Origin of the sequence: Salmonella sp. SAL03688, assembly GCF_046551895.1 — a bacterium.
Taxonomy (GTDB): Bacteria; Pseudomonadota; Gammaproteobacteria; order Enterobacterales; family Enterobacteriaceae; genus Salmonella; species Salmonella enterica.
Window position 1 is genome coordinate 51,602 of record NZ_JBGDVI010000018.1, and the last position, 13,453, is coordinate 65,054.

A 13,453-nucleotide genomic window follows, 5' to 3' on the forward strand; every position below is an offset into this window, starting at 1 on the left:
CTGTTGTGCCGGATATCGCTCGTCTATCCGGCCTCCTCTCTTCCCAGCCTCTTTTTTAATCACCCATCCGCTGTTATACTGGATGAATAACCAGTTAACGGAGATCACTGTGGTACGGCGTCAATCAGCCCCCCGCCTTGAGTTTGAAGCAGCGGCCATTTACGAATATCCAGAACATTTACGTCCTTTCCTCAGCGAAGCGCCAGCCTTACCGGGCGTCTATATATTTCATAGCGAAAGCGAGACGCTGCCGCTTTATATCGGTAAAAGCGTAAATATTCGCAGCCGGGTGCTCTCACATCTGCGAACGCCTGACGAGGCCGCTATGCTGCGACAGGCGCGGCGGATAAGCTGGATCTGCACCGCTGGGGAAATGGGCGCGTTGCTGCTGGAGGCGCGGCTGATCAAAGAACAACAGCCGCTGTTTAACAAGCGGTTACGGCGTAATCGCCAGCTTTGCTCTCTACAGTTGAGCGAACAAAAGATTGAGGTCGTTTCCGCCCGCAGCGTCGATTTTTCCCATGAGCCGAACCTGTTTGGGCTCTTCGCCAACCGTCGGGCAGCGCTGCAAAGCTTACAGAACCTCGCCGATGAACAAAAATTGTGTTATGGCCTGCTGGGGCTTGAACCGGTAAGCCGTGGGCGCGCCTGTTTTCGTTTCGCGCTGAAGCGCTGCGCTGGCGCGTGTTGTGGGCAAGAAACCCCGCAGGCGCATTTTCTTCGTCTGCAGGCCTCACTGGAACGGTTACGTGTGGTTTGCTGGCCCTGGAAAGGCGCTATCGCGTTAAAAGAGAGCCGCCCACAAATGACCCAGTTCCACATTATCAACAACTGGTTATGGCTGGGGGCGGTACCCTCGCTGGATGAGGCCGCCACCCTGGTGCGCACCCCTGCGGGCTTTGATCAGGATGGCTATAAAATTCTCTGTAAGCCACTAATGTCAGGTCAATATGAGATCATTGAACTGCACACCGACTGTCGCCAGTCATAAAGAAAACCGCCGATCCTGTCCACCTCAACGATTGTGTTGTCGACAAGACCGGCGGTCTTAAATTATGCGGAAAGTTATTCTGCCGCAGCAGGCATTTTACCTTCTTGCGCCGGGCGTTCTGTCAGACGCTTCTCAAAATTAGCGTTATATTGCTTTTTCTGCTCCGGTGTCAGAACGTTATAAATTTTATTCTGGGTTTCCATATGCGCCAGCATATTGGCCTTGCGCTGCGCTTCCATTTTCGTAATTTGCGCTTCGGCTTTGGCTTTATCGAAGGTATCGCTGGCGATAATATCATGCATGGCGCGACGCTCTTCCAGCAGCGGACGTTTCATTTGCTCGCGCTGCGCTTTCATAATATCGCGAATTTGTTGCTTCTGTGCGTCTGTCAGGTTCAGGTTTTTAAACATCATATCGTGATGTGGGCCAAATTTACCTTTATGCTGCATCATTGGCTTCGCATCCGCTGGCGCGGCGGTGGTAGTCTCGGCGGCATGAGCCAGATTCGCAGCGCCCATCGCCAGGGTAGAGGCAACAAATAGAGCAGTCAGTTTACGCATATTTCCATCCTTCCTTTCAGTTATTTTTACGGCATATTTAAAACAGCGCCGTGTTGTCGTGATTAACTTTAACCGTCTTAGCGTCAATTAGTCAGAACAACGGTAAAACAATGAAAGTATAAAAAACACTTTTTCGCCAATTGTGAAGAAAAAAAGAATAAATTGCGCAGAGTTGAAAGAGAAATATACAACAGCATGATATAGCAGAAATTATGCAGAACTATAACGCAGCAACGCTTATTAATAAAGCAACTCTCCAGGAATAATCCGTAATAGCATGAAACTGTGTCCCAAATCATCCCTGTAATCCTAACGTGAGCTTACAGGGACATTTATCAGGGCAGTCTTTCCAGCATTAATCCAGCCCGCAATCCGCAGGCGACAGAGGGATTAGGAAAGAGAACATATTCAACGTCATGCGTCACCGTCACGCGCTTATCCCCCTCCTCGGCCAGCAACGTTCCCTTCGCAAAGGCAGTAAAATTCAGCGTTTGCGCATCCATATAAAGCGCGAACTTGTCGCTGTGACGCGTGATTTGCGACACCACCCGATAGCGTAGCGGCGGCGAAAACGAGGTTGACGTTTCGACACCGCTCAGCAACGCCGACAACGCCTGCGAGGTTACGCTGAACTGCGTCAGATCGTTTTGCCCAAACGGCAACGCCTTTCCCAACTCCAGCGTACAGGAAAGCGCGCCGAAATGTTCAGAGCTAAAGTGCGTAAACGTACCGCCGGGCGCCTGATGAAATACCAACGCCTCCAGTCCTGCCGCGCCCAGCCACGCCAGAAAATCGGTCTCCCACGGGCGGTCGCGCTGCGGCAATACGCCAAAACGCAAATGATGCGAGCCACGAATGGCGGTATGCAGATCCAGATGCCAGCGTACCCGCGTCTGGCCAGATGAAAAGAAGGTTTCCAGACTTAGCTCCAACTCACGCGCCCGCCGCGTTTCATCGCTTTCGGCAAAGGACTGCCAACGCCCGCCAAACATACGGTTCATATCGCTGTGACAATAGCGTATTCCCGCCGCCAGCGCCTGCGGATTGCCGAGTACCACCAGCACTCGCCACGTTAACGTCAAGCTGCCTGAAAACAGCGCCGACAGCAGCCTATCCAGCATCTCGACCGGCGCGGTTTCATTACCGTGTATCCCCGCAGAAAGAATTAACGCGCGGTCGACCGGCGCATCGGGCGTGAGTTCAAGCAGACCATGACCTAACCAGCGCCAGCGAAAACCCGCGCCCTTCCCCTGCGTCACCCGTGGTGTCGTGCCGCTTAGCGTCAACGCCAGAAAGTTATCCATCAGCCGCCCCCGTTTGCTGGAAAGGATAAACCGACCCCAAATCCAGCAGACGCGTTAACACATCCAGCGCCTCCCGGCCTTCTCGCAATAATAACGGATCGGCCAGATCGGCAGCGGTCAGGCGATCGCGATAATAACGATCCGCCCACGCGTTAAGGGCCGTAAACAGAGCGTCATTCATCATTACCGCTGGATTCACCGCCCGTCGTTCTTCTTCTGTTAACACCACGCGTAATCGCAGACAGGCCGGGCCGCCGCCGTTGGCCATACTTTCTCGCAAATCAAACACCTGCATCGCGCTGATGGGGTTATCCTCCGCCACCAGCTTATTCAGATAGCGCCAGACGCCGGCATGGTCCTGACATTCCCGCGGCAACACTAACAGCATTGAGCCGTCGTCACGGCTTAACAACTGACTATTAAACAGGTAGGTCGCCACAGCATCTGATACAGAAACCTCGCCGGCGGGCACCTCTATCGCCATAAAACCGTCAACGCGCGTACGCAACTGATTAATGAGCACTTTCTGACGGGCAAACGCCGCTTCGTGACAAAACAATACCTGTCGATTCGAAACGGCGATGACATCATTATGGAATACGCCTTGATCGATGACCTCCGGGTTTTGCTGAGCGAAGATAACCTGTTGCGGATTCACCTGATTAAGACGCGCCACGGCCTCGCTGGCTTCGCGGCTCTGGCGCGCCGGATAACGAGCGGGTCGTATTTCATTCTCCTCTTCGCGCCCATAGACAAAAAGCTGCACGCCTGCCGAACCATACTCGCCGCCAAGACGGTTATGATTCGCCGCGCCTTCATCTCCCAATAATGCGACCTGCGGTAACGCGCTATGCACTGAAAACTGACTTTCATCGCGAAATATGGCGCGTAGCAGCGCTTCGGTAACAGGCGCCTCAAGAGCGCGATGAAATTTATTGTTTAAATTCGCCACCGTCAGGTGAACTTTCCCGTCCAGCGCGTCTGCCGATGGGCAAACCGTCGCCGCATTCGCAACCCACATTGGCGACGCGGAACTCACGCTAGAAAGCCAGCGTGGCGCCTGACGCGCAACCTTATCCAGAATCTGCTCATCGCTACCCGTGAAGCCGAGCTGACGCAACGCCGGAATAAAAGGTCGCTCATGCGGCGGGATCACCGCCTGGGGAAAGCCGGCATCCGCCAGAGCTTTCATCTTTAGCAGCCCCTGTTTTACCGCCAGACGAGGATTCGACACCTGAAAACGGTGGCGGGTCGATGCCTCATTGCCGAAGGATAGCCCGGCATAATGGTGCGTAAGCCCCACCAGCCCGTCAAAATTAACTTCATGCGCCGTCATACCGCCTCCCTGCGAGAAAAGTCGAGGCCGGGGCTTAATGTCGCAGGCAACGTTAGTTCGGGAGATTCCAGACTGGCCATCGGCCAGGCGCAATAATCGGCGGCATACCAGGCGCTGGGCCGATGGTTGCCAGACGCGCCGACACCACCAAACGGCGCAGTACTCGCTGCCCCGGTGAGCGGTTTATTCCAGTTAACGATCCCTGCCCGCGCCTCCAGCAAGAGCTGTTCGAACTGCGCGCGATCCGTCGACACCAGCCCACACGACAGACCAAAACGGGTATTATTCGCCAGACGAATCGCCTCATCGAAATGCGCATAACGCCAGACGCTCAGCAGCGGACCAAACACCTCTTCATCCGGCACATCCGCGACGCCCGTCAGCTCAATGATGCCAGGCGTCAGCAGAGAGGTTCCCTCTTTGACCTTCCGCGGCGCCAGTAGCGTGCGACCGCCTAATGCCTCTCGTTGACGCCAGGCCTCCATCACATGCTGTGCCGCCTGCGCTGAAATCAGTCCGCCGATAAACGGCTGCGGATCGTCGTCCCATCTGCCGGGCTGCAGACGTCCGGCGACGTCAACCAGCCGCGCCAGAAATGCATCTCCCTGCGCACCCTGTTTTACCAGAAGGCGTCGCGCGCAGGTACAGCGCTGTCCGGCGGTAATAAACGCCGATTGCAGCGTCAGATGTACCGCCGCATCTATATTTGCCACATCCTCAATAATGAGCGGATTGTTTCCGCCCATTTCAAGGGCCAGTATTTTTTCCGGCTGGCCGGATAGCTGGCGATGAAGCTGATATCCGGTACTGGCGCTGCCGGTAAACAGCAGTCCGTCGAGATCGTCGAGCGAACTCAGCGCTTGTCCGGTCTCCCGGCCGCCCTGCACCAGATTAAGAACGCCTGCCGGTAGCCCGGCCCGTTCCCAGAGTTTTATTACCGTTTCCCCGGTCCATGGCGTTAGCTCGCTAGGTTTGAAGATCAGCGTATTGCCTGCCAGCAACGCGGGCACAATATGGCCATTCGGTAAATGGCCGGGAAAGTTATAAGGGCCGAATACCGCCAGCACACCGTGAGGACGATGGCGCAACGTCGCGGCGCCATCGACAAGTTCGCTTTTTTGTTCGCCTGTTCTGGCGTGGTAAGCCTTAATCGAGATGGCAATCTTATTGATCATCGCCGTCACTTCCGTTGCCGCCTCCCAGCGCGGTTTACCGGTTTCACGCGCGATGACCTCCGTGAGATCGGCTTTATGCGCCTCCAGCAGGGCGGCAAATTTCTCTACGATAGCCTGTCGTGCCGTAAAAGGCTGTCTGGCCCAACGAGGAAACGCCGCACGCGCCGCCTGACAGGCCTCGGCGACCTGTGCCGCATTAGCGTCATTCCCCTGCCAAAGTATCTCCGCGCTCACCGGGTTCGTTTTGCGGCGGCGTTCGCCCTGACCGGTTATCCAGTCGCCGTTTATCCATAGCGTCATACGGTTTTCTCCTCAGCGCAAAGGCGTACCAGCCGAACGTGGTCGCCCGCGCGACATTTCAGCGCATCCAACTGCGCGGCGGTAAGTACAAGTCGTGAAGTCTGCGGATCGGCACGCACCAGCGCGGCCCGAAAGTGGTGATAGTTTTCATTGGCGACCAGACATGCCGGATAGTCGCCAGGCGCGGGTTGCCCTTCCGCGACTTCCACCAGTCGGCTTTTACGAATGGCCCGCACGCGGTCAATATCACACTCCAGCGTCGGCCCACCGTCGAAGATGTCGATATAGTGGCGATAGCGAAAACCTTCCTTTTCCAGCACCGCGCGGGCTGGCGCCGTTTGCGGGTGGACTTCGCCAATCACGGCCTGTGCCTCTTCAGATAAGAAGTGGGTATAAATAGGATGTTTGGGCATCAGCTCGGCGATAAACGCTTTTTGCCCGGTACCGCATAAAAAATCCGCCCGGCTGAAATCCATAGAGAAAAAGCGTTTGCCGAGACTTTGCCAGAAGGGAGAATAACCGTGCTCGTCAATGACGCCGCGCATTTCCGCCACCACTTTCTCATTGAATTTATCGCGAAACGCGGCCATAAACATAAAGCGCGATTTTGACAACAGGTAGCCGTTACCCTCTTTACGCCATTCGGGATCGAGAAACAGCGTGCACAGCTCACTGCTGCCAGTGTGATCATTACTCAGGAATAATGTTGGCAACGCGTTATATACATTCAGCTCTTTGGAGGCATGAACCAGCGTACCGACACGATAGTTATACCAGGGGTCGTTAAGGCCGACCGCGACCTCAATGGCGCAGATCCCGCCGACCTCACCCGTTTCACTGTCTTCGAGAACGAATACATACCCTTGTTCGCCTTTTGGCAGCTCGCCGGACCAGGTTTTTAGCGCGCGTTCAATGCGGGCCGCCAGCGTCGCTTCATTTGCCGGTAGCGAGGTTAAGCCGCCGCCCGTTTTGCCTGCAAGCTGCATCAGCGCGGCGATATCCGCATGTTCGACAGGACGAATCACCCGCATGATGCGCCTCCCGTCTGAAGGCGTTCGCACGCCAGGGCAAAACGATCAAGCCCGGTGGCTATCTCCTCGTCGCTCACATTTAACGCTGGCGCAAAACGCACCACGTCGCCACCGGCAATGAGCACCATCACGCCTGCTTTTGCCGCTTCCTGGGCGATGAGTTTGGCTTTTCCGGCAAACTCCGTCTGTAGCACACAGCCAAGCAGTAGCCCCAGCCCGCGAATTTCACTGAACATGCCAAAACGCACATTAAGGGTATTTAGACGTTCAATAAACGCATCGTGGCGCTGTCTGACGCCGTTTTGCATCTCCGGCGTATTGATGATATCCAGTACTTTTCCGGCAACTGCCGTCGCCAGCGGATTACCGCCGTAGGTGGTGCCATGCGTGCCTGGCGTCATGACGCTGGCATAGTCTTGCGTGGTCAGCATCGCGCCGATCGGGAAGCCGCCGCCCAACGCTTTAGCGGTCGTCAGGATATCGGGCGTAACGCCATAATGCATATATGCATACAGTTCGCCGGTACGTCCGACGCCCGTCTGCACCTCATCAAAAATCAGTAACGCCTGATGCCGGTCGCACAATTCACGCAGCCCCTGCAAAAAAGCTTTCGTGGCGGGGATCACGCCGCCCTCGCCCTGCACCGGTTCTACGATCACGGCGCAGGTATTGTCATCAATTAGCGCGCTGGCGGAGTTCAGATCGTTATAGGCTGCATGACGAATATCCGGCGGCAGCGGCGCAAAGTCCTGTGAATAGGTGGGTTGACCGCCAGCGCTGACGGTAAAGAGCGTGCGACCATGGAACGCGTTTTTAAAGGCCACAATGCCGCTTTTATGATTGCCGACACGATCGTGGGCATATTTGCGCGCCAGTTTTAATGCTGCTTCATTTGCTTCAGCGCCTGAATTACAAAAGAAAACGCGTTCGGCGAAGGTCGCGTCGATCAGTTTTTTCGCCAGTCGCAGCGCCGGTTCATTGGTGTAACCGTTCCCGGTATGCCAGAAGCGATTCGCCTGTTCATTTAACGCCTCGCGCAGCGCCGGATGCGCATGTCCCAATGCGTTGACCGCGATCCCGCCAGCAAAATCAATATACTCTTTCCCCTGCTGATCCCACAGGCGTGAGCCTTCTCCGCGTACAGGAATAAAAGGCGCGGGAACGTATACTGGCACCATCCATTCATCAAAGTTTTCACGCGTAACTGACAGAGACATAGCGACCTCTTTTGGTAAAAATAAAGTTATTTATATGTTAATTAATATGAGTGTTTGCGCTGTAAATGTAGATTGCAGCATTCGTGCCAGCCAGCGTTAACATTGCATAAACAGAAGTGATAAACGGTAAATCAATGGGTTACAGCGTAGCGATATTCACTTTTACTGCATGAAAAGTGAATATTCCCGCATAATCGGTGGCTAAAAAGAGGAAAAAGCGAAATATTATTCAGTTGCCAAATATAATTCTGGAATTGTGATCTTATACGAAATTTACTGGAAATTACCGCCCCGTTCTGGCGCATCTGCACGCAAACTGTGCCATTTTCGCGCTATAGAAAACACCATACGCTTCCATTGGCCGAATCTGACGATGAGTGGCAGTCACCCGGTAAAATTTCTGCTACCATCCCAACACGATTCACCTTGCAAAGTGGCAGTGACTATGAAATTTGTCTCTTTTAATATCAACGGCCTGCGCGCCCGTCCCCATCAGCTTGAAGCGATTGTCGAAAAACACCAGCCCGATGTGATCGGTCTACAGGAGACAAAAGTCCACGACGAAATGTTCCCGCTCGAAGAGGTCGCGAAGCTGGGCTATAACGTTTTCTATCATGGACAAAAAGGCCATTACGGCGTCGCGCTGCTAACAAAAGCCACGCCCATTTCCGTCAGACGCGGTTTCCCGGATGATGGCGAAGAGGCGCAACGCCGCATTATCATGGCGGAAATCCCCTCGCCGCTGGGTAATATTACCGTCATTAACGGCTATTTCCCGCAGGGGGAAAGCCGGGATCATCCGTTGAAGTTCCCCGCGAAAGCGCAGTTTTACCAGAACTTGCAAAACTATCTTGAAACGGAACTCAAGTGCGATAATCCGGTATTAATTATGGGCGACATGAATATCAGCCCGACCGATCTGGATATTGGCATCGGCGAAGAGAACCGCAAACGCTGGCTGCGTACCGGTAAATGCTCCTTCCTGCCGGAGGAGCGTGAATGGATGTCGCGGTTACTGAAGTGGGGATTAGTGGACACGTTCCGTGAGGCGAATCCGCAAACGATGGATAAATTTTCGTGGTTTGATTACCGCTCAAAAGGTTTCGTGGATAATCGCGGGCTGCGTATCGACCTCTTGCTGGCAAGCGCTCCGCTGGCGGAACGTTGCGCAGAAACCGGTATAGACTACGACATTCGCAGTATGGAAAAACCCTCCGATCATGCGCCGGTCTGGGCGACGTTTCGTGTTTGATTCCGCTTTCTGATTAACCGTAAGGCCGGGATAGCGCGACGCTTCCCGGCAGGAATAACGACCTTAACGACAATGATAAAAAAACTCGATGTTGTTGCCGCCATCATTGAACGCGACGGCAAAATTCTGCTGGCCCAGCGCCCAGATCATGCGGATCAAGCCGGTTTTTGGGAGTTTGCCGGCGGTAAAGTCGAACCCGGCGAAACCCAGCCGCAGGCGCTTATCCGCGAGCTACGCGAAGAGTTAGGGATTGACGCCACGCCCGGCGTCTATATCGCCAGCCATCAACGCGACGTGTCTGGCCGACGAATTCATTTGCACGCCTGGCATGTGCCTGCGTTTAACGGTCTGATACGTGCGCTGGAACATCAGGCATTAGCCTGGTGTACGCCGGAAGAGGCGCTGGAATACCCCCTCGCCCCGGCGGATATTCCGCTATTGCAGGCGTTTATGGCTTTACGCGACGCCAGACTAACGGATTCGTGCTGATGGTTTTTTCGTCACGCTGGCACTGGAGCAAGACGCCTTCCACTTTTATTACCGCGCCTTCGGAGTAATTCTGATCCTGGTAAACGCAGCACTGAATGCAGGGCTGGGACGACTGACCGCGCGTGCTGAAAACTTCCGGCGGGACATTCACCTGAATATCAGGACGACTGTTCTGGTTTGCCAGCCCGACCATTGGCATTATCGCCATCACGGCGACCACGAGGCTTCGGCACATAGGAGTTCCTTATTTTTCTAAGTATATTCTCAGTATAACGGTAAGCCGCCGTGAAAACTTTAATCCTCTTTTGTCATCGCTTTTAGTTATGACCCTCGCCCCGTTATGAATTTACTTAGCAGCGTCATTTTTTTCTTGCTTACCGTCACATTGCTGATGGTATAGTCGAAAACTGCAAATACATATTCTGATAAAACGCAAATACAACCACATTAATATATAAGAGGTTTTTATATCTATGGATCAGACATGTTCTCTGGAATCGTTCCTCAACCATGTACAAAAGCGCGACCCGCATCAAACCGAGTTCGCGCAAGCCGTCCGTGAAGTCATGACCACCCTGTGGCCGTTTCTTGAACAAAACCCCCGTTACCGCCACATGTCTTTACTGGAACGTTTGGTTGAACCAGAGCGCGTAATTCAGTTTCGCGTAGTGTGGCTGGACGACAAAAACCAGGTGCAGGTAAATCGCGCCTGGCGCGTGCAGTTCAACTCTGCTATCGGCCCCTATAAAGGCGGTATGCGCTTCCATCCTTCGGTAAACCTTTCCATCCTTAAGTTCCTCGGCTTTGAGCAAACCTTTAAAAATGCCCTCACCACGTTGCCGATGGGCGGCGGTAAAGGCGGCAGCGATTTCGATCCGAAAGGGAAAAGCGAAGGCGAAGTGATGCGTTTCTGCCAGGCGCTGATGACTGAACTGTATCGCCATTTAGGGCCGGATACCGACGTGCCTGCCGGGGATATCGGCGTGGGCGGGCGCGAAGTGGGCTTTATGGCGGGAATGATGCGCAAGCTTTCCAATAACAGCGCCTGCGTCTTCACCGGCAAAGGGCTTTCCTTCGGCGGAAGCCTGATTCGCCCGGAGGCGACGGGCTATGGCCTGGTCTACTTCACCGAAGCGATGCTTAAACGTCATGGTCTCGGTTTCGAAGGGATGCGCGTCGCCGTGTCCGGCTCCGGCAACGTAGCGCAATACGCCATTGAGAAAGCGATGGCCTTTGGCGCGCGCGTGGTTACCGCGTCGGATTCGAGCGGGACGGTGGTCGATGAAAGTGGCTTCACGCCAGAGAAGCTGGCGCGTCTGTGTGAAATTAAAGCCAGCCGTGACGGTCGCGTCGCTGACTACGCCCGTGAGTTTGGCTTAACCTATCTGGAAGGCCAGCAGCCCTGGAGCGTACCGGTGGATATCGCCCTGCCATGCGCGACGCAGAACGAACTGGACGTTGACGCCGCGCGCGTACTGATTGCCAATGGCGTAAAAGCCGTGGCGGAAGGGGCAAATATGCCAACCACGATTGAAGCGACCGATCTCTTCCTTGAAGCGGGCGTACTGTTTGCGCCGGGTAAAGCCGCCAACGCGGGCGGCGTGGCGACATCGGGGCTGGAAATGGCGCAGAACGCCGCGCGGTTGAGCTGGAAAGCCGAGAAAGTGGACGCCCGTCTGCATCACATTATGCTGGACATCCACCACGCCTGTGTCGAGTACGGCGGCGACAATAAGCATACCAACTACGTTCAGGGCGCCAACATCGCCGGTTTCGTGAAAGTCGCCGACGCCATGCTGGCGCAGGGCGTCATTTAATCCCGTCGTCAGGCCAGATAGCTTTACGCTTATTCGGTCTGACGGCCTGTCTCCTCAGCAGGCGGGCTTTTTTTGCCCGCTCGCTTACGCGGCGCGCTCTTTTTCTTGTCTCCACCGCCTGGCGCGACTATCCCTCTGAAGCGCTTCACCGGCGTGCGCTTAGCCTGCTCGATCAGCTGATATAACGTGCCGACCAGCGGTTGCATAAAATCCTGGTAACGGCACTGTTTTTCGCTGATTTGCGTCAAAACAGATTCCCAGTGCGCGGTCATATCTGGACGGGCCGCCATTTCCGGCAGCGAATGTATTAACGCTTTGCCAGCATCGGTAGAATGAATGTAGCGCCCTTTTTTGGTCAGAAAGCTACGTTTGAACAGCAGCTCAATAATCCCGGCGCGCGTGGCTTCCGTCCCCAGCCCATCGGTCGCGCGCAGGATCTTTTTCAGATCTTTATCCTGCACGAAGCGGGCAATTCCGGTCATCGCGGAAAGCAATGTCGCATCGGTGAAATGACGCGGCGGCTGGGTTTGGCGCTCGACCACTTCCCCCTTTTCACACAGCAACTCATCACCTTTGGCGACAACCGGCAGTGGCGTACCGTCGTTTTCCTCGTCGCGCTCTTTACTGCCCAGTAACGTCCGCCAACCGGCCTCCGCCAGAAAACGCGCTTTGGCGACAAATTTTCCTTTGGCGATTTCCAGTTCAATAACGCATTTACGAAACACCGCGTCCGGGCAGAACTGCATCAGATACTGACGCGCAATCAGGGTGTACACTTTCGCTTCGTTTTCCGTCAGATGGACAGAAGAACTGCGCGCCGTCGGGATAATCGCGTGGTGCGCATCCACTTTTTTGTCATCCCAGCAGCGATTGCGCGTATCAGGATTAACCACAGGCTGCGGCAGTAAATCCGGGGCGTGGACGCTAATCGCGTTCATGACCGCCTGCCGTCCGGCAAAGTGTTCTTCCGGCAGATAACGGCAGTCGGAACGCGGATAGGTAATCAGTTTGTGGGTTTCATAGAGCTTCTGACAAATATCAAGCACGTTTTGCGCGCTCAGGCCAAAGCGTTTGGCGGCTTCAATCTGTAGCGCCGAGAGCGAAAACGGCAGCGGCGCGGATTCTGATTCCCGTTTATCATTATAACTGGTTACCAGCGCGGGCTGACCGTTGATTCGGTTCACTACATGCTCCGCCAGCGGACGATGAAGCAAGCGCCCCTCTTCATCCTGATAAGGTTCGCACGCCTCGCTCGGCTGCCAGATAGCGGTAAAACGCTCGTCGGCAGGCGTAACGATGTGCGCCTTTACTTCAAAGAAGTCTTTGGCGACGAAGTTCTCAATCTCTTCGTCTCGCCGCACCACCAGCCCCAGTACCGGCGTCTGCACGCGTCCCACGGATAACACGCCCTGATAGCCGGCATTCCGGCCCAGGATCGTGTAAGCGCGGGTCATATTAATGCCATACAGCCAGTCCGCTCGCGCTCGCGCCAGCGCGGAGACGCACAGCGGCACGAAGTCGCTGTTCGCTCGCAGCCTGTCAATAGCACGCTCGACCGCCTGCGGGTTAAGGTCGTTTATCAGACAACGCCGCACCTGCTGGCGCTTTTCGGCAGGAAGCTGGAGATAATCCAGCACTTCATCAACCAGAAGCTGCCCTTCGCGATCCGGGTCGCCGGCGTGAATAATTTCACCGGCTTGATGCAAAAAGCGCTTAATCACATTGAGCTGTTTGGTGACGGAAGGACGAGGCTGAAGCTGCCATTTTTCCGGCACGATAGGCAGGTCAGCCAAATTCCAGCGCGCATAACGGCTGTCATACGCATCCGGCTGCGCCTGTTCCAGCAAATGACCAATACACCAGGTGACGACCTGCCCATTTCCGCACTCAATAAAACCATCGCCTTTACGGTGCGGTTTTGGCAGCACATCCGCAATGGCGCGCCCCAGACTCGGTTTTTCGGCAATAAACAACCGCATCA

General features: G+C 54.9%; 12 protein-coding genes. 4 read left to right on the top strand and 8 right to left on the bottom strand.

Annotation, left to right across the window (positions count from 1 at the left end; all coding sequences use genetic code 11):
- Nucleotides 1-109: 109 nt before the first annotated feature.
- Complete coding sequence (cho, locus tag ACLJR2_RS17285; protein WP_001805139.1) at nt 110-991, top strand: excinuclease Cho; 882 nt, start codon at nt 110-112, stop codon at nt 989-991.
- Nucleotides 992-1,065: 74 nt separating this feature from the next.
- Here cho and spy read toward each other — a convergent pair whose 3' ends face one another.
- The 6 genes from spy to ACLJR2_RS17315 form a co-directional block, all read right to left on the bottom strand.
- Complete coding sequence (gene spy, locus ACLJR2_RS17290; protein WP_001228998.1) at nt 1,066-1,551, bottom strand: ATP-independent periplasmic protein-refolding chaperone Spy; 486 nt, start codon at nt 1,549-1,551, stop codon at nt 1,066-1,068.
- A gap of 335 nt (nt 1,552-1,886) precedes the next feature.
- Nucleotides 1,887-2,855 carry a succinylglutamate desuccinylase gene (gene astE, locus ACLJR2_RS17295; RefSeq protein WP_000368457.1) on the bottom strand — a complete coding sequence of 323 codons (969 nt, stop codon included), beginning with the start codon at nt 2,853-2,855 and terminating at the stop codon, nt 1,887-1,889.
- Nucleotides 2,848-4,191: an N-succinylarginine dihydrolase gene (gene astB / locus ACLJR2_RS17300; RefSeq protein WP_000123947.1), complete on the bottom strand. Its 1,344-nt coding sequence runs from the start codon at nt 4,189-4,191 to the stop codon at nt 2,848-2,850. Before astB ends, astE begins: the two co-directional genes overlap by 8 nt.
- A complete protein-coding gene (gene astD / locus ACLJR2_RS17305) occupies nt 4,188-5,666 on the bottom strand; it encodes a succinylglutamate-semialdehyde dehydrogenase (protein ID WP_001534661.1) in 1,479 nt (492 codons plus the stop codon). The genes astB and astD overlap by 4 nt, the downstream gene beginning before the upstream one ends.
- Nucleotides 5,663-6,697 carry an arginine N-succinyltransferase gene (gene astA, locus ACLJR2_RS17310; protein WP_001263889.1) on the bottom strand — a complete coding sequence of 345 codons (1,035 nt, stop codon included), beginning with the start codon at nt 6,695-6,697 and terminating at the stop codon, nt 5,663-5,665. The genes astD and astA overlap by 4 nt, the downstream gene beginning before the upstream one ends.
- Nucleotides 6,688-7,914 carry an aspartate aminotransferase family protein gene (locus ACLJR2_RS17315; protein WP_001534648.1) on the bottom strand — a complete coding sequence of 409 codons (1,227 nt, stop codon included), beginning with the start codon at nt 7,912-7,914 and terminating at the stop codon, nt 6,688-6,690. Before ACLJR2_RS17315 ends, astA begins: the two co-directional genes overlap by 10 nt.
- A 445-nt stretch (nt 7,915-8,359) precedes the next feature.
- On the opposite strand from ACLJR2_RS17315, the gene xthA reads away from it, so the two are divergent.
- Nucleotides 8,360-9,166, top strand: coding sequence for an exodeoxyribonuclease III (xthA, locus tag ACLJR2_RS17320; RefSeq protein WP_000673951.1), 807 nt, complete (start codon nt 8,360-8,362; stop codon nt 9,164-9,166).
- A gap of 72 nt (nt 9,167-9,238) precedes the next feature.
- Entirely contained in the window at nt 9,239-9,655 is a 417-nt protein-coding gene (locus ACLJR2_RS17325; RefSeq protein ID WP_000592138.1) for a pyrimidine (deoxy)nucleoside triphosphate diphosphatase, read from the top strand.
- On the opposite strand, the gene ACLJR2_RS17330 is transcribed toward ACLJR2_RS17325, so the two are convergent.
- Nucleotides 9,615-9,890: a YnjH family protein gene (locus ACLJR2_RS17330; protein ID WP_000336847.1), complete on the bottom strand. Its 276-nt coding sequence runs from the start codon at nt 9,888-9,890 to the stop codon at nt 9,615-9,617. The genes ACLJR2_RS17325 and ACLJR2_RS17330 overlap by 41 nt on opposite strands.
- Nucleotides 9,891-10,128: 238 nt before the next feature.
- Here ACLJR2_RS17330 and gdhA point away from each other — a divergent pair, with 238 nt between their 5' ends.
- Complete coding sequence (gene gdhA / locus ACLJR2_RS17335; RefSeq protein WP_000372865.1) at nt 10,129-11,472, top strand: NADP-specific glutamate dehydrogenase; 1,344 nt, start codon at nt 10,129-10,131, stop codon at nt 11,470-11,472.
- Between the two features lie 29 nt (nt 11,473-11,501).
- Here the strand turns inward: gdhA and topB are convergent, their stop codons facing one another.
- Nucleotides 11,502-13,451: a DNA topoisomerase III gene (topB, locus tag ACLJR2_RS17340; RefSeq protein WP_001235859.1), complete on the bottom strand. Its 1,950-nt coding sequence runs from the start codon at nt 13,449-13,451 to the stop codon at nt 11,502-11,504.
- Nucleotides 13,452-13,453 lie beyond the last annotated feature (2 nt).